The following is a 15,913-nucleotide window of genomic DNA, read 5'->3' as shown; positions in this document are numbered from 1 at the left end:
GCAGGAGACCAAAATGCCCACCCCCCGCAAGATCATCATCGACACCGATCCCGGTCAGGACGACGCCGTTGCCATCCTTCTGGCGCTGGCCAGCCCGGATGAGATCGACGTGCTGGGCATCACCGCCGTGGCCGGCAATGTGCCGCTGTCGCTGACCCAGAAAAACGCGCGGATAATCTGCGAACTGGCCGGCAAACCCGACGTCAAGGTCTTCGCCGGCTGCGACGCGCCCATCGCCCGCAAACTGGTCACCGCCGAACATGTGCATGGCAAAACCGGGCTCGACGGCCCCACGCTGCCCGACCCCATGATGCCGTTGCAGGACGCCCATGCGGTTGATTTCATTATCGAAACCCTGCGAGCGCAAGAGACCGATACCGTCACGCTCTGCCCGTTGGGGCCGCTGACCAATATCGCCACCGCCTTCGCCAAGGCCCCCGATATCATCCCCCGCGTGCAGGAGATTGTCCTGATGGGCGGCGCGTATTTCGAGGTTGGCAACATCACACCCGCGGCCGAGTTCAACATCTTTGTCGACCCCGAGGCCGCCAAAGCCGTTTTTGCTGCGGGCGTGCCCATCGTGGTGATGCCGCTGGACGTCACCCACAAGGCGCTGGTCACCAAGCCGCGCAACGACGCCTTCCGCGCGCTGGGCACGCCGGTGGGCCATGCGGTGGCCGAGATGACGGATTTCTTCGAACGGTTCGACAAAGAGAAATACGGCTCGAACGGCGCACCGCTGCACGATCCTTGCGTGACCGCCTACCTGATCCGGCCCGAGCTATTCACCGGCCGCCATATCAATGTCGAGGTTGAGACCGGGTCCGAGCTGACCCTGGGCATGACCGTCGCCGATTGGTGGCGCGTGTCGGGCCGCACACCCAATGCCACCTTCATGGGGGATATCGACGCCGACGGCTTCTTTGCCCTGCTGACCGACCGTCTGGCGCGGCTATGAGCCTGATCCGCCTGGCCACGGTCGACGACATCCCCCGCCTTGCCCCGCTGGTCGCGGCCTTTCACGACCACCACCAGATCGAGCAATCCGACGATGACCGCATCGCGGTGCTGACCCAGATGCTGTCTGATGACATCCACGCGGCGATCTGGCTGATCGGCCCGCCGCGCGCGCCGGTGGGCTATATCGCCGTGGCCTTCGGCTTTTCCATCGAGTTGGGCGGGCGCGACGCGTTCATCGACGAGTTCTTCATCCGTCCCGCCGTGCGTGGCCGCGGCATGGGCAGCCAGACATTGATGGCCCTGCTGCCCATGTTGGCGCAGATGGGGGTCAAGGCGATCCACATGGAGGTTGAACGCGCCAACGACGCCGCCAAGCGCCTATATACCCGCATGGGGTTTAACGCCCGCGACACCTATCACCTGATGACCCGGATTCTTGCATGATTGCCTTCGACAACAGCTATGCCCAATTGCCCGAACGGTTCTTTACCCGCATGACGGCCACCCCGGTGGCCGCGCCCGGTCTGGTGGCGGTGAACGACGCTTTGGCCGCCGAACTGGGCATTGACGCGGCGTGGCTGCGCAGCGCCGATGGCGTTGCGGTTCTGGCCGGCAATGCGGTGCCCGATGGCGCCGCGCCCTTGGCGCAGGTTTATGCCGGGCATCAGTTCGGTGGCTGGTCGCCGCAGCTGGGCGACGGGCGCGCGTTGCTGCTGGGAGAGGTTATTGATACCAATGGCTTGCGCCGCGATCTTCAACTAAAGGGCTCTGGCCCCACACCCTATTCCCGCCGCGGTGACGGGCGCGCGGGGCTGGGTCCGGTTATTCGCGAATACGTCGTGTCCGAGGCCATGCATGCAATGGGCGTGCCCACGACACGCGCCTTGGCCGCGGTCACGACAGGCGAGGCAGTATATCGGGAAACCACCCTGCCCGGCGCGGTGCTGACCCGCGTTGCGGCCAGCCATATCCGGGTGGGAACGTTTCAGTATTTTGCCTCGCAGGGCGATACCGAGGCCCTGCAAGCCCTGACCGATCACGCCATCGCCCGGCACTATCCACAAGCCGACGGCGCGCTGGAGTTGCTGCGCGGTGTGGTCGCCGCCCAGGCGCAGCTGATCGCCCAATGGATGGCCCTTGGCTTCGTGCATGGGGTGATGAACACCGACAATATGACGATCTCGGGCGAGACCATCGACTATGGCCCCTGCGCCTTTCTGGACGGGTATGATCAGGGCAAGGTCTTCAGCTCGATCGACCATGGCGGGCGCTATGCCTATAACCGTCAACCCGATATCGCGTTGTGGAACCTGGCACAGCTGGCCTCGGCCCTGCTGCCGGTGATCGACGAGGATCAGAACACCGCCATTGCCGTCGCCGGGCCGGTGCTGAACGAGTTTGCCGGGCTGATGCAGGCGGCGTGGCTGCGCGCCTTTCGCGCCAAGCTGGGGCTGAACCGGGCCGAGGATGGGGATGAGGCGCTGATTGGTGGGCTGCTGAAGATCCTGCAAGCGGACCACGACGATTTCACCAATGTTTTCCGCGGGCTGGCCGATGGAACGGCGGCGGAATGGGTGACGAACCGGCCTGCCTTTGACGCTTGGGCAGCGGAATGGCAGGCGCGCCGCGACCGGGATGGGGCAACGGCGGATCAAGAGGCGCTGATGACCCGCGCCAACCCGGCCGTGATCCCGCGCAACCACCTGGTGGAACGTGCCATCACGCAGGCGACCGAGGGTGAACTGGATTTCTTCCATGACATGCTCAGGGCCGTAACACACCCGTTCACCAAACCCGATGATGCCCTGTGGACCACCCCGCCTGAACCCGGTGAAGAGGTGCGTCAGACCTTTTGCGGCACCTGAGGTTTGGGGCGGTTGATCAGGATGATCCCAACCGCCACCAGCACCAGCGCGATCAGCATCGACCAGCCCACCGGTTCGTCCAGCAACAGCCAGCCAAGCGCCACGCCGAAAACCGGGCTGAGGAAGGAAAAGCTGGCCACGCTGGCGACCGGATAAACCGAGATCAGCCACAGCCACAGCAGGAATGCGGCGGTCACCACCACGACGATCTGAAAGGCCAGTCCGGCATAATGGATTGGCTGCGGATCGCGCAAAAGCTCTCCGAAAGCGAGGGAAGCCAGCAACAGGATTGGTGCCGACACCGTCACCTGCCACAACAGTTGTTCGCGCGGGGATACGCGGGCCAGCGACGTACCGCGGGCGCACAGGGCGATACCGGCCCAGGTCAACGCACCGCCAAGCGCACAAAGGTCGCCAATCAGGCTGGCCTGCCCCTCTGCTCCGCCGCGCCCGACAATCGCCACGACAACTCCGGCAAATGCAGCCGCCAAGCCCGCGGCCTTAACCGGAGTGATCCGTTCGTCCGGCAAAAGAAAGTGCGAGATCAGCGCCAGCCACAAGGGCATGGTGTAGAAAATGACTGACGTGCGCACCACGGTGGTCAGATCCAACGCGATGAACAGAAAGATGAATTCCAACGCGAACACCGTGCCAATCAGCAGCCCCGCGGGCCATTGGCCGGGGCTGAACCACGTGCCGTCACGGCGCAACCGAAACCAGACGACCAGGCACAGCGCCCCGCCCAGCGACCGCAGCCCGGCCCAGAACACCGGCTGAAAGCCCTCGTTCACCACGCGGATCACAACTTGGTTGTAGGCCAGCAAAGCCGAAAACCCGATCAGCATCAGGGCGCCGGACAGGTCAATATGGGGTTTTCGCGCCATGGGGCCCTCTTTGCGAATTTCCGTGCCACGTTCTGCGCAAGCTGCGGCAACGTCAACGCCAATTCCCCTCTGGCCATGGCGACTTTGGTCGCGTTATACCGCCCGTGACCTTGCATACCGGAGGCCACATGGGCGACACGATCATTTCACGTTGCGAAGCCAAGGGGCTGCGCATGACAGGCCCGCGCCGTGTCATCGCGACGGTTATGCAGGAAAGTGACGACCATCCGGACGTGGAGCAGCTTTATAACAGGGCTGTGGCGCGCGACCCCAAGATCTCGATTGCGACGGTCTATCGAACGGTGAAACTGTTCGAAGAGGCCGGCATTCTGGACAAGCTGGAATTTGGCGATGGCCGCGCACGGTACGAAGATGCCGAGCGGGATCATCACGATCATCTGATTGACATGACCACCGGTGAGGTGATCGAATTTGTCGATGCCGAGATCGAGGCGCTGCAGGAAAAGATCGCGCAGAAGCTGGGGTTCGAGCTGAAGGACCACCGGTTGGAACTGTATGGTGTTCCGCTGAAACGCAAATAGAGCTTTTACCAAAGGGTAAAACCAGATACGGCGGTTTCCGAAGAAGGGATCGCCAATGGAAAACCTGCGCGGAATCACGATGATGGTGGCCTCGATGGCGCTGTTTGCCGTTGAAGACACATTCATCAAGATTCTGACAGCGCAGATGCCGATGGGACAGGTTCTGGTGATTCTGGGCGTTGGGGGCGCAGCGGTATTTGCGGCGCTGACGCGCCTCAGCGGCCGGCGTGTGTTCACGCGCGCGATGCTGCACCCCGCGCTGATTGCCCGAAACCTGGGCGAGATCTTTGGCACGCTTTGCTTCGTATCCGCCATTGCGCTGACGCCGCTGTCCACCGCCGCCTCGATCCTGCAGGCCATGCCATTGGTTGTGACCATGGGGGCCGCGATGTTTCTGGGGGAAACCGTGGGTTGGCGTCGTTGGACCGCGATTGGCACAGGTTTCGTTGGCGTCCTGATCATCCTGAAACCGGGGTTGGACGGGTTTGACGCCAATGCACTTTTTGCCGTCGGCGGCGTGCTGGGGCTGGCCGTACGCGACCTGGCCACGCGTGCGGCACCGCCAGAGGTTTCGGCAGTACAGATGTCAACCTTTGGCTTTGGTCTGATTGTACCCCCGTCGGCGATCCTGATGGTCGCGACGGGGCAGGATTACGTGGCAGTTACGCCCGATCTGGCTTTGCTTTTGTCGATCAGCGTGGTTGTCGGTGTTGCCGGGTATTATGCCATTGTCGCGGCGATGCGGCAGGGCGATGTCGCGGTGGTGACCCCGTTCCGTTACAGCCGCCTGTTGTTCGCGATGGCGCTGGGCATAATTGTTTTTGGCGAACGCCCGGACACCGCAACCTATCTTGGCGCGGCTGTCATCATCGGGTCGGGTCTGTACACGCTGGCACGCGAGAGGGCGCGGATCAGGCCTCGACCGGCCTGAAGTTCAGCGCTTTGCCGTTGATGCAGTGAATGACCATCAGGTTGATCATCAACGTGTGACCCAGATGCGAACCGCAGCGACGGCAATGGGTTTCGATCAGCGCACGTTGGGCATTGGGGTTGGCCATGCCGTTGCCACCATACGCGGGTGGGATCACCCGGTCGATCGCGGTCATCGTGGCATTGCCCTCGCTGTGACGAAAGAACACCCAGCCCTTCGATTTCCAGACCACTTTCCATTCCGACGAATAGACATGCAGGTCACACCCCTTGCAGTGATAGGTGCCATCGGGGTTGTCGGCCCAATAGAGGCTGGTACGAGGTTGCTCTGTCTGGCCTTCGCGCAGGATGCCATATTCCTCGTCGGTCAGCATCGCGCGCCATTCGGCATCTGATCGCTGAACCTCGTAGGAATAACCGGTTTCGGCGCTGGCCAGGGCCGGTGCAGCGCCGAGCCCGGCGGCGCCCATCGCCGCGCTGCCCAGAAAGGCCCGGCGCCCGAATTTGATATCTTCTGCCATTGGCCTTCCTCCATCCAAGGGCGGTTTAAGTGCTTGATGAAAAGGCTATCACGCGGCACATTCTGCGCCGACAAAACTCATTTCACGTCACTGTCAGCGCCCGTGTGCGCGCCGTCAGGCAGGAGCCACCATGACCGCCGATCAAATCATCGAAACGCTGCAGCTTGCCCCCCATCCCGAGGGCGGCCATTACCGCCAGACATGGGTGGCCGAGGGGCCGGGCCGTGCCGCGGGCACCTGCATCTATTTCCTGCTGAAAGGCGATGAGCGCAGCCATTGGCACCGCGTCGATGCCGCCGAGATCTGGCATTTCTATGCCGGTGCGCCGCTGATCCTGTCGATGGCCGAGACCGAGGCCGGCCCCGCCCGGGATCACCTTCTTGGCCCCGATCTGGCCGCCGGCCAGGCGCCGCAACGGGTTGTGCCGGTGGGCCATTGGCAGGCCGCGCGCAGCACCGGTGACTATACGCTGGTGGGCTGCACCGTCAGCCCCGGTTTTCAGTTTGAGGGGTTCGAACTGGCCGCTCCGGGGTTCGACATCCCGCGCAGCTAGGGGCGGCTGATCTGCCCGCCGCCAACGGCGGCCATCACGCCGGTTGTACCGGGGGCCGAGGTCGGCAGCCCCCGCAGCACCCGGATGGCGAGGAAGGCAAAGGCCTGCGCCTCTAACATATCGCCATCCAGCCCGGCCGCCTCGACCGGGTCCACCGGGCAATCCAGCCCCGCCGCGATCATCGCCATCATCACCTTGTTGTGCCGCCCACCGCCGGTGACCAGCAGCCGCGTGGGCGGGACGGGGCAATGGCTGATCCCCTGCATGACCGCGGCCGCCGCCATCGCCGTCAGCGTCGCCGCCGCGTCGGCATCATCCAGTTCGCGCACCAGGGCCATCATTTCGGAGAACGCGTCCCGGTCCAGCGATTTGGGCGGGATGCGGCCAAAATACGGATCCATCAGGAACAGCTCTAACGCGCTGTGGGCCACCTTGCCCGCTGCAGCCAGCGCGCCGTTCCTGTCCATGTCTGCGCCCAGCCGCGCCTGCACCAGATCGTTGATCGGCGCGTTGGCCGGTCCGGTGTCAAAGGCCAAAAGCGCCCCATCCGCCTCGGGCGCGGGTTTGGTTGGGTCCACCCATGTCAGGTTGCCCACGCCGCCCAGGTTCAGAAACGCGATGGGCGCCGTTGCCCCCATCCACTGCGCGCAGGCAAAGTGGTAAAACGGCGCAAGTGGCGCACCCTGCCCGCCCATCTGCACATCGTTGCTGCGAAAATCCCAGACAACCGGCCGGCCCAGCGAATGCGCCAGCAGCGCGCCATCGCCCACCTGATGGGTGCCGCGCCCGCCGGGATCATGCGCCAGGGTCTGGCCGTGAAACCCGATCAGATCGGGCGAGAACTGCGCCGCCAGATCGGCATGCGCCGCGTCGATCACCGCACCGGCCCCTGCCACGCCATCGTCGCCGGGCCAAAGGCCCAGACCCGCGCGCAGCGCGGCCCCCTCGGCCGCCGAATAGGCGCGATAGGCGCTGTCGCCGAACTCAAGAATGCGCGTGCCGTCACTCAGCAGCATCGCCGCATCCACCCCGTCCAGCGACGTGCCCGACATCATCCCCAACGCCCAAAGCGGTTCGTTGCCCTGCATCCTCTTTCCCTTCCACGCACACACCGCTATAGGAGTGTCCGAAACTGCGCCCGTGGACAAGAGACCGATGACCTATCACCCCAAATCAGATTTCATGCGTGTGATGATCGAACGCGGCTTTCTGGCCGACTGCACCGATTATCAGGCGCTCGATGACGCCCTGATTGCTGGCGTGGTCCCGGCCTATATCGGCTTTGACGCCACCGCGAAATCGCTGCATGTGGGCAGCCTGATCCAGATCATGATGCTGCGCTGGTTGCAGAAAACCGGGCACCAGCCGATCACCCTGATGGGCGGCGGCACCACCAAGGTGGGCGATCCCAGCTTTCGCGCCGATGAACGCCCGCTGCTGACGCCCGATGCGATTGACGCCAATATCGCCGGGATCAAGCAGGTCTTTGCCAAATACCTCGATTACGACACCGACGCGCCCAACCGCGCGCTGATGCTGAACAATGCCGAATGGCTGGACGAGTTGAACTATCTCGATTTCCTGCGCGACATTGGCCGCCATTTCAGCGTGAACCGGATGCTGAGCTTTGAATCGGTGAAGTCGCGGCTGGACCGCGAGCAATCGCTGAGCTTTCTTGAGTTCAACTATATGATCCTGCAAGCCTATGATTTTCTGGAGCTGAACCGCCGCTATGGCTGTCTGCTGCAGATGGGCGGCTCGGACCAGTGGGGCAATATCGTCAACGGGATCGACCTGACGCGCCGGGTGCTGGATCATGAGATCTTTGGCCTGACCTCGCCGCTGCTGACCACCAGCGACGGCAAGAAGATGGGCAAAAGCCAGGACGGCGCGGTGTGGCTGAACGCCGAGATGCGCAGCACCTACGAGTTCTGGCAGTTCTGGCGCAACACCACCGATGCCGATGTGGGCCGGTTCCTGAAGCTGTACACCGAACTGCCGGTTGACGAATGCAACCGTCTGGGCGCGCTTGAAGGGTCCGAGATCAACGCGGCCAAGGTGATCCTGGCCAACGAGATCACCACGCTGTGCCACGGGGCGGAGGCCGCGGCGGCGGCCGAGGCGACCGCGCGCGCGGTGTTCGAAAAGGGCGGTGTGGGCGATGATCTGCCCACGCTGGACCTGTCGGCCGCGGATCTGGGCGATGGCATTTCCATCGTGCAGCTGATCGTACGCTCGGGTCTGACCAAATCGGGCAAAGAGGCCAAGCGCCTGATCGCCGAAAACGGCGCGCGCCTGAACGACGCACCGTTGACCGAGGCCGGGCTGATCATCGACGCCGCCGCGCTGGCCGAGCCCATCAAGCTGAGCGCCGGCAAAAAGCGCCACGCGCTGGTGCGCCTAGCCGACTAAGGCCAGCACCGCCAGAAAAAGCACCGACAGCCCCGTCGCCAATAACAGCCCCGCCGCAAGGCTGGGCCGCGATGGCGGGGCGGTTATGCCCAAAACTTTGCTCTGATCCCGTTTCATCGCCCCATTAACCACGCCTTAGCTTGCGATAGGGTTAATGGGCGCCATGAGCACCGAGCTGATGCAGATGCCCGCCTTTGCCGCCGCGCTGAACACGCTGGGCGTGGCCACGCGCGCCCTGCCGCTGGGCGATTGGCCAGATGCGCAGATGGTGCTGCGTCGCGTGCCGGGGCTGGGCCGTATCGGGCTGATCTCGCGCTCTGACGCACCGCCCGAGGCGCTGCGTAACGCGGCCCGCCGCGCCGGCCAGCGCATGGTGCTGCTGAACCCAACCTTTCCGGCGCCGCAGGCCTGCCGCGATGCGGGGTTCTTCCCACTCTATACCCCTGCGCGCCGCGCAATGCTGGACCTGACGGGACCCGCGCAGGACCGTCTGGACGCGCTGCACCAGAAATGGCGCAACCGCCTGCGCCACGCGCAAAACGCGCCCCTGCGCGTCACCCGCCACCCCCTGCCTGACACCCGCGCCCAATGGCTCTTTCGGGCCGACACCGCGCAGGCCCGAACCCGCGGCTACCGCCCCCTGCCCCCGCAAGTGATCGAGGCGTATGCCCTTCAATCCCCCGGCGACGTGCAGCTGTTTCTTGCCACGCAGGCCCACACCACAGTCGCCGCCATGTTGTTCACCCTGCATGGCGACGGGGCCAGCTATCAGACCGGCCACATCACCGCCGCAGGCCGCGCCGCGTCGGCCCATAACCTGATCCTGTGGCAGGCGGCGGAATGGCTGTCGCAAAACGGCGTTTCAACCCTAGACCTGGGCCTGATCGACACGGAAAACACCCCCGGCCTGGCGCGGTTCAAACTGGGCACCGGGGCCAAGGTCGCATCGCTGGGCGGCAGTTGGGTCCGCGCTCCGGGCCTCAGCCTGATCGCCCGCAACCTGCCCCGCAGCCTGCTGATCTGACGCCACGGCTGCCCCGCGCGCCAATCAGAATGTCGTGCGGCCGCAGGCCGCTCAATTTGGTAACATCCACCTGCCGTCGGGCCAAAACGCGTGAAAGGCAAAGGCGAACATCACGTCATGGGGCACATCCGCCCCGCTGGCGTCCCGCACCCGGATTGTGCCCACATCCTTGCCCTGCCCGATCCGCGCGCTATCCAGCGCCGAGGCCTGGCCCGCCGCCCAGCTGATCACCAGCCCCGCCTCGGCCACCTCGCCCTCGTCGCGCAAACGGCCCAGCGTCCAGGCGCGATCACCCACGCGCACCACGCGCATCAGCGCCGGAATGTCGTGCGGTGGCGGCTCGCCATTGTAAAGAAATGGCCGGGTCGAGCCGTCATAGCCCACGTAAGGGTTGCGCCCATAGGCGCGCCGCCAGGCCGGTTCATCCATCACCAGCCCATCGGGGTTGCGGGTGCGAAACTCGTCCCAGCTTTCCATCCACGTGGCCAGCTGCACCAGTTCGCGCCCGGTGAAATGGCCAACGATTCCGGTGCCAATGGCCTGCTGCCACCAGCTGTCGGTTTGGCGGTCATACATCACCATGTCGGAATTGCGCAGCTTGCCCGAGACGCCAAATTCCAGCACCCCCTCGTCGACCCGCCGGTCAAACACCATGCCCGAGTTGCACAAGGGGCAAAAGGTCACCGCGACCGGCACGCCGTCCACCACATCGTTCACGATCTCGTGCCAGGTCAGATAGCGGATCGGATAGGCGCGCGGCACCCCGCCCAGTTCCAGCGTGATCACCGGCTCGCGCCCTTCCAGCCGTGTCTCGTCTGTCACCGAAATGAATCCCGGATCCGTCAGCGCCGGAATACCATCCTTGGGGGGGCCACCCGACAGGATCTCGCCCCAGTTTTCAATCGTGGTGGTTTCGAAATCGGTATTAGGCCATTCCTGCCGCCAGAAATCGGGGCTGGCCAGCGCCAGACCGGTCGACAGGATCAGGGCCAGGGCAGCCAAGATGATGCGCATGCGTTCCTCCTCAAAAGAGTCAAAGGCAGCATGACGCAGTAAGGCCCCCACCGCATAGGGGGCCTCACCATTCTGTGAGAGGTGTTTATTCGGTGACGGTGACCAGAACCATGCGGTCCGGCTCGCCCAGAACAGCGCCGTTCGGACCGGCACCGCGTTTGATCGCGTCCAGTACGTCCAGCCCCTCGGTCACACGGCCTACCACCGTGTACTGACCGTTCAGGAAATACCCTTCGTCAAACATGATAAAGAACTGGCTGTTGGCGGAATTGGGGTTCTGGCTGCGCGCCATACCAACCACGCCGCGGTCATAGGGCACGTCGGAAAACTCGGCCGGCAGATCGTCATAGGTCGAACCGCCACGGCCAGCCAAACGCATATCCTCGCCCAGCTTGCCAAATTCGACATCGCCGGTCTGCGCCATGAAGCCATCGATCACGCGGTGGAAGACCACGTTGTCATACTCACCCTCCGTTGCCAGCGTGGTGATACGCTCCACATGGGCGGGCGCAACATCTTCCAGCAGATCGATCTTGATCACACCATTGGCCTCGCCGGCCACGGTGATCTCGATCCCGGCGGCGTGCAGCGGGGTGGCGGCAATGGCCGCCAGCAGGGCCAGTTTACGCAACATCGGCGGCCACTTTCATGCTTATCATCTTGTCGGGGCTCGCGGGCGGCTCGCCACGCGTGATGGCATCGACATGGTCCATACCGTCCACCACACGACCGTAAACGGTATATTGGCGGTTCAGGAAGTGGTTGTCCTGGAAGTTGATGAAGAACTGGCTGTTGGCCGAGTTCGGGTTCTGGCTGCGCGCAGCACCCAACGTACCGCGATCATGCGGGATGCCCGAGAACTCGGCCGGCACGTCCTTCAGCTCGGACCCGCCGGTGCCCGCACGGCGCAGGTCAAAATCCTTGTCGGCATTGCCGTGCTGCACATCGCCGGTCTGGGCCATGAAACCGTCGATCACGCGGTGGAAGACCACACCATCATAAGCACCCGCACGAGCCAGCTCTTTGATCCGGTCGCAATGCATCGGCGCGATATCGGGCAGCAGTTCGATGGTCACCGTGCCATCCTTCAACTCGATCAGGATCGTGTTCTCGGGGTCTTTGATCTCGGCCATTTTGGGCTCCTGTTAATAACTCTTGGCGCGGACCCTAGTGCGACAGGAAGGTGAAGAAAAGGGGTGCAGGCGCAATCTCGGTTGACGATAGGGCGAGCGATAGCGTCTATAGGCGCGAAACTGCCAGCGGAGTACGCAAGATGTCGTGGAAAACCCTTGATGATCACGAATTGTCCGGCAAGGTCGTTCTGACCCGTGTGGACATCAACGTTCCTATGGCCGATGGCCAGGTTACTGATGCCACGCGCATCACCCGGATCGTGCCGACCATCAAGGATATCCTGGCCGGCGGCGGCAAACCGGTGCTACTGGCGCATTTTGGCCGGCCCAAGGGCAAGCCGGTGCCCGAGATGAGCCTGAGCCAGCTGGTGCCGGCCCTGGAAGAAGCGTTCGGCACAGCGGTTACATTCGTGGAACGTCCCAGCCGCGAGTTTATCGACGAACAACCCTTCGGCGCGGTGATCCTGGTGGAAAACACCCGCTTTACCACGATGGAAGAGGCCAACGACCCGCAGATGGCCGGGTTCCTTGCCACGCTGGGCGATATCTACTGCAATGATGCGTTTTCGGCCGCGCACCGTGCGCATGCCTCGACCGAAGGGGTTGCGCGCCTGCTGCCGAACTGCGCCGGCCGCCTGATGCAGGCCGAGCTGGAGGCGCTGGAGGCTGCGCTTGGCGCGCCTGAGCGTCCGGTTGTGGCGGTTGTCGGCGGCGCCAAGGTGTCCACCAAGCTGGAGCTTTTGGGGAACCTCGTGGAAAAGGTCGACTACCTTGTGATCGGCGGCGGCATGGCCAACACGTTCATCGCCGCGCATGACCTGCCGATCGGCAAATCGCTGGCCGAGCTGGACATGACCGACACGGCGCTGGCGATCATGGACAAGGCGGCGAATGCGGGTTGTAAGGTGGTTCTGCCAACCGACATCGTTGTGGCGCGCGAATTTGCGGCCAATGCGCCAAACGAGGTTCTACCCGCAGACAGCTGCCCCGAAGACGCAATGATTCTGGACGCTGGGCCTGCCACTGTGGCCTATTTCGCCGAGATTCTGGCCGACGCCAAAACGCTGATCTGGAATGGCCCGTTTGGTGCGTTCGAGATCGAACCATTCGACGCCGCCACCAACGCCGCGGCGCTGAAGGCCGCGGAACTGACGCGCGCCGGCAGACTGACCTCGGTCGCCGGTGGTGGTGACACTGTGGCGGCGCTGAACACCTCGGGCGCGGCGGGGGATTTCACCTATATCTCGTCGGCTGGCGGCGCATTCCTGGAATGGATGGAGGGCAAAACCCTGCCCGGCGTCGCGGCTCTGCAAGGTTAACCAAAGACCTTCTTTGAATTGCCAGTCTCGTGTTAGGCTCCCCCTGAAATTCATTTTAGGGGGAGCTTTTTCATGAGACATACCGCATCCATTTTAGCGGCTGCCACGATCAGTCTTGGCGCCGTGCCATCCCAAGCCGACAGTTGGGGCGAGTGGCTGGACCTGATCACGCCCGAGCAACTGATGCAGCGCATGCTGCAAACCGGTATCATGGCAGCGCGTACGCAGCTGGACATTCAATATGGCGACATGGTGGTTTCGCCCCTGTCCGGCACCGTCTCGATCAGCGACGTTGCCATGTGGCCGCTTCCCGACTGGGACGACAACGGTGACTGTTTCATCGGGCTGGACAAGCTGGCGCTGCGCACTGCCCCGCCACAAGACCCCTCGCAGATCCGCTTGAAGGTGCAGGCCAGCGGGTTGTCGGTGCACGGCGCCTGCCTGCCACCGGATGCGCGCCAACCGCTGCAAATGGCCGGACTGACCGAGGTCTTTGTACCCCGTGCAACCATCGACATGGATTATGACATCGCCAGCGCCGGAGCCTTCGTTCACGTGTTCGCCGAGATCGACGATGTGGCGGCCGTGTCTGCCAGCGGCGACTTCACCTATGTGTGGTTTGACGGCCGTGACGACATGGACAATCCCGACCCTGTCGTTTTCATGTCCTCGGCCACGCTGTCGCTTGAAAACTTGGGCATCTGGGAGCAGCTGAAGGCCTTTGCGCCCGAACCCCTGACCAACCCGGAAACCGCAAGCGGCATGGTCAATGGCATGTTGAGCCAAGCCATGATGGGCATTAACGCCGATGCCGCACCCGAAGGTGGTCAGCCCGAACCCATCAGCGAGGCGCAGGCGGCTTTTGTGAATTCGACCGTCGAAGCTTGGCAGGGCTTTCTGGCCAATCCGAACCGGCTGGTTCTGGAAACCGGGTACGACAGCGACAGCGATATTTATGTAGACTTCATCGGCTACGAAGATGACCCGCTGCTGATGTTCGAAGATTTGCAGCCGCGCGTCGCGCTGGCACCGGCGGCCGCGCGTGGCGCATTGCCGGTGGCGTTGCTTCAGGCCGCGCTGAACGATGCCGCATCGCTGTCAGCAGATGATGCGCTTACTGTGGGCGAGGCCCTGGTGTCGGGTAACGGAGTGCCACGGAACATGGCTGCCGGCACCGCGATCCTTGAGGGGCTGGCACGCAACGGAGACCCGGACGCCGCCGTTATCCTTGCCGAAGCAATGGAAGATCGTGCCCCGGAACAGGCCTATTTCTGGGCCCTGCTGGCAGGGTCGGGCGGCGTAGCGTCTGCGCAGGCGCAACTGGACCGTTTGGAACTCGAATTGCCGGTTGAACGTATTCTTGCCCTTCAGGCAGATGCCGAGGCGAACGCGCAATTGCCTGTTTCAGCGCTTGCAAACGTCAACCTGATCCGGATGCAGGCCGCAGAACGGCTGAGCGGTCTTGGCCAAACCCGGTCCTACGGCACGGCTGCGGTCTGGGCGATGCTGGCTGCCGCCGCAGGCGATCCGGAAGGCGCCGACATTCTGGCCGAGATCGATGCGCGCATGTCGGGTGCATCGGGCGATCCGTCGGCCTGGGCAGCGCGCGAAGCCGAGGCAAGCGCCCTTGCAACCGAAGCATGGATTGGTCGCAATTTGGCCGATGCGCTGTCAAAATAACTTTGACGACTAAATAAATGTAATCTTTCAGTAAGTTAGCGCCAACAAAGTTGCACGAACCCCGGGGCCGCTCTAAGCCCCGGGGTAAGTTATTGCAGACAAGGGATTGCGCTTATGAGAGCCACCGAAACCGTTCAGAAAATCCTCGCCAATTACGAAGGCGAAACGCCGGGCGTAAAGGCCAACCTCTGCCGCATCCTGATGCACGGCAAGCTGGGCGGAACCGGCAAGATGATCATCCTGCCGGTGGACCAGGGGTTCGAACATGGGCCTGCGCGCAGCTTTGCCCCCAATCCCGGCGGCTATGACCCGCATTACCACTATCAACTGGCAATCGACGCCGGCATGAACGCCTATGCCGCCCCCTTGGGCATGATCGAGGCCGGGGCCGACACGTTCGCCGGTCAGGTCCCTACGATCCTGAAAGTGAACTCGGCCAACTCGCTGATGTCGGACACCGCGGGCAAGAACCAGGCCATCACCGCCAGCGTCGATGACGCGCTGCGCCTTGGTTGTTCGGCCATCGGGTTCACCATCTATCCCGGTTCGGACGCTGCACTGGACATGTTCGAAGAGATCGTCGAGATGCGCAAGGAAGCCGCGGCCAAAGGGATTGCCACGGTGATCTGGTCGTACCCGCGCGGCGAGGCGATCACAAAAGAGGGTGAAACCGCCATCGACGTGGCGGCCTATGCGGCGCAGATTGCCGCCCTGATCGGCGCGCATATCATCAAGATCAAGCTGAGCACCGATCACCTGATGCTGGGCGCGGCCAAGACCGTGTACGAAGACCAGGGGATCGACATCGCCACCCAGGCCGCACGGGTGCGCCATTGCATGGATGCCGCCTTTGGCGGGCGTCGGATCATGGTGTTCTCGGGCGGTGCCAAGAAGGGCGCCGACAGCGTCTATGACGATGCGCGCGCCATTCGCGATGGCGGCGGCAACGGGTCGATCATCGGACGCAACAGCTTCCAACGTTCGCGCGAGGACGCGTTGGAAATGTTGGGCAAGCTGGTCGATATCTACAAGGGCGCCGAATAAGGCAGGCCCATTCATCGCCCTGCCGCGGCTTG

Annotated in this window: 17 protein-coding genes; 11 read left to right on the top strand and 6 right to left on the bottom strand. The window is 63.4% G+C overall.

The genetic code is table 11. From position 1 onward, the window contains the following. Positions 1 to 13 precede the first annotated feature (13 nt). From ACMU_RS04990 to ACMU_RS04980, 3 genes are read left to right on the top strand one after another with little or no spacing between them, the layout of a single operon-like run. Positions 14 to 958 carry a nucleoside hydrolase gene (locus ACMU_RS04990; protein WP_035256814.1) on the top strand — a complete coding sequence of 315 codons (945 nt, stop codon included), beginning with the start codon at positions 14 to 16 and terminating at the stop codon, positions 956 to 958. After that, positions 955 to 1,404, top strand: coding sequence for a GNAT family N-acetyltransferase (locus ACMU_RS04985; protein WP_035256812.1), 450 nt, complete (start codon positions 955 to 957; stop codon positions 1,402 to 1,404). The genes ACMU_RS04990 and ACMU_RS04985 overlap by 4 nt, the downstream gene beginning before the upstream one ends. Next, the gene (locus ACMU_RS04980) at positions 1,401 to 2,825 is read left to right on the top strand and encodes a protein adenylyltransferase SelO (protein ID WP_035256810.1); all 1,425 of its coding nucleotides are present in this window, start codon (positions 1,401 to 1,403) and stop codon (positions 2,823 to 2,825) included. Before ACMU_RS04985 ends, ACMU_RS04980 begins: the two co-directional genes overlap by 4 nt. On the opposite strand, the gene ACMU_RS04975 is transcribed toward ACMU_RS04980, so the two are convergent. Next, complete coding sequence (locus tag ACMU_RS04975; protein WP_035256809.1) at positions 2,804 to 3,709, bottom strand: DMT family transporter; 906 nt, start codon at positions 3,707 to 3,709, stop codon at positions 2,804 to 2,806. The two genes, ACMU_RS04980 and ACMU_RS04975, sit on opposite strands and share 22 nt — an antisense overlap. 128 nt (positions 3,710 to 3,837) lie before the next feature. On the opposite strand from ACMU_RS04975, the gene ACMU_RS04970 reads away from it, so the two are divergent. Together ACMU_RS04970 and ACMU_RS04965 are read left to right on the top strand one after the other, a co-directional pair. Then, entirely contained in the window at positions 3,838 to 4,251 is a 414-nt protein-coding gene (locus tag ACMU_RS04970; protein ID WP_035256807.1) for a Fur family transcriptional regulator, read from the top strand. Positions 4,252 to 4,306: 55 nt separating this feature from the next. Continuing rightward, positions 4,307 to 5,182, top strand: coding sequence for a DMT family transporter (locus ACMU_RS04965; protein WP_035256805.1), 876 nt, complete (start codon positions 4,307 to 4,309; stop codon positions 5,180 to 5,182). Here ACMU_RS04965 and ACMU_RS04960 read toward each other — a convergent pair. After that, complete coding sequence (locus ACMU_RS04960; protein ID WP_035256803.1) at positions 5,163 to 5,702, bottom strand: peptide-methionine (R)-S-oxide reductase; 540 nt, start codon at positions 5,700 to 5,702, stop codon at positions 5,163 to 5,165. The two genes, ACMU_RS04965 and ACMU_RS04960, sit on opposite strands and share 20 nt — an antisense overlap. A 130-nt stretch (positions 5,703 to 5,832) precedes the next feature. Between ACMU_RS04960 and ACMU_RS04955 the strand changes: the two genes are divergently transcribed. Next, a complete protein-coding gene (locus ACMU_RS04955; protein ID WP_035256801.1) occupies positions 5,833 to 6,255 on the top strand; it encodes a cupin domain-containing protein in 423 nt (140 codons plus the stop codon). Here ACMU_RS04955 and ACMU_RS04950 read toward each other — a convergent pair. Then, on the bottom strand, positions 6,252 to 7,343 hold the full coding sequence (locus ACMU_RS04950) for an anhydro-N-acetylmuramic acid kinase (RefSeq protein ID WP_035256795.1): 1,092 nt from the start codon (positions 7,341 to 7,343) through the stop codon (positions 6,252 to 6,254). The genes ACMU_RS04955 and ACMU_RS04950 overlap by 4 nt on opposite strands. Positions 7,344 to 7,410: 67 nt before the next feature. Here ACMU_RS04950 and tyrS point away from each other — a divergent pair, with 67 nt between their 5' ends. Together tyrS and ACMU_RS04940 are read left to right on the top strand one after the other, a co-directional pair. Continuing rightward, the gene (tyrS, locus tag ACMU_RS04945) at positions 7,411 to 8,667 is read left to right on the top strand and encodes a tyrosine--tRNA ligase (RefSeq protein WP_035256793.1); all 1,257 of its coding nucleotides are present in this window, start codon (positions 7,411 to 7,413) and stop codon (positions 8,665 to 8,667) included. Between the two features lie 163 nt (positions 8,668 to 8,830). Beyond that, on the top strand, positions 8,831 to 9,691 hold the full coding sequence (locus ACMU_RS04940; RefSeq protein WP_161635624.1) for a GNAT family N-acetyltransferase: 861 nt from the start codon (positions 8,831 to 8,833) through the stop codon (positions 9,689 to 9,691). A 51-nt stretch (positions 9,692 to 9,742) separates the two neighbouring features. Here ACMU_RS04940 and ACMU_RS04935 read toward each other — a convergent pair whose 3' ends face one another. The 3 genes from ACMU_RS04935 to ACMU_RS04925 form a co-directional block, all read right to left on the bottom strand. Continuing rightward, entirely contained in the window at positions 9,743 to 10,705 is a 963-nt protein-coding gene (locus ACMU_RS04935; RefSeq protein WP_035256791.1) for a DUF3179 domain-containing protein, read from the bottom strand. Positions 10,706 to 10,790: 85 nt separating this feature from the next. Continuing rightward, on the bottom strand, positions 10,791 to 11,339 hold the full coding sequence (locus ACMU_RS04930; RefSeq protein WP_035256790.1) for a peptidylprolyl isomerase: 549 nt from the start codon (positions 11,337 to 11,339) through the stop codon (positions 10,791 to 10,793). After that, on the bottom strand, positions 11,329 to 11,838 hold the full coding sequence (locus ACMU_RS04925; protein ID WP_035256787.1) for a peptidylprolyl isomerase: 510 nt from the start codon (positions 11,836 to 11,838) through the stop codon (positions 11,329 to 11,331). Before ACMU_RS04925 ends, ACMU_RS04930 begins: the two co-directional genes overlap by 11 nt. A 140-nt stretch (positions 11,839 to 11,978) precedes the next feature. On the opposite strand from ACMU_RS04925, the gene ACMU_RS04920 reads away from it, so the two are divergent. The 3 genes from ACMU_RS04920 to ACMU_RS04910 all read left to right on the top strand — a co-directional run bounded on the left by ACMU_RS04920 (position 11,979) and on the right by ACMU_RS04910 (position 15,881). After that, positions 11,979 to 13,157, top strand: a complete 1,179-nt coding sequence (locus ACMU_RS04920) for a phosphoglycerate kinase (RefSeq protein WP_035256784.1) — start codon at positions 11,979 to 11,981, stop codon at positions 13,155 to 13,157. A 72-nt stretch (positions 13,158 to 13,229) separates the two neighbouring features. Next, positions 13,230 to 14,837, top strand: coding sequence for an SEL1-like repeat protein (locus ACMU_RS04915; RefSeq protein WP_035256781.1), 1,608 nt, complete (start codon positions 13,230 to 13,232; stop codon positions 14,835 to 14,837). Between the two features lie 114 nt (positions 14,838 to 14,951). Continuing rightward, positions 14,952 to 15,881 (top strand): class I fructose-bisphosphate aldolase, encoded by a 930-nt coding sequence (locus ACMU_RS04910; RefSeq protein ID WP_035256777.1) that lies wholly within the window; start codon positions 14,952 to 14,954, stop codon positions 15,879 to 15,881. Positions 15,882 to 15,913: the final 32 nt, after the last annotated feature.

Source organism: Actibacterium mucosum KCTC 23349 (assembly GCF_000647975.1).
Lineage (GTDB): Bacteria > Pseudomonadota > Alphaproteobacteria > Rhodobacterales > Rhodobacteraceae > Actibacterium > Actibacterium mucosum.
Note: the sequence above shows the minus strand (reverse complement) of the source record. Positions and strands in the feature narration are given on the sequence as shown.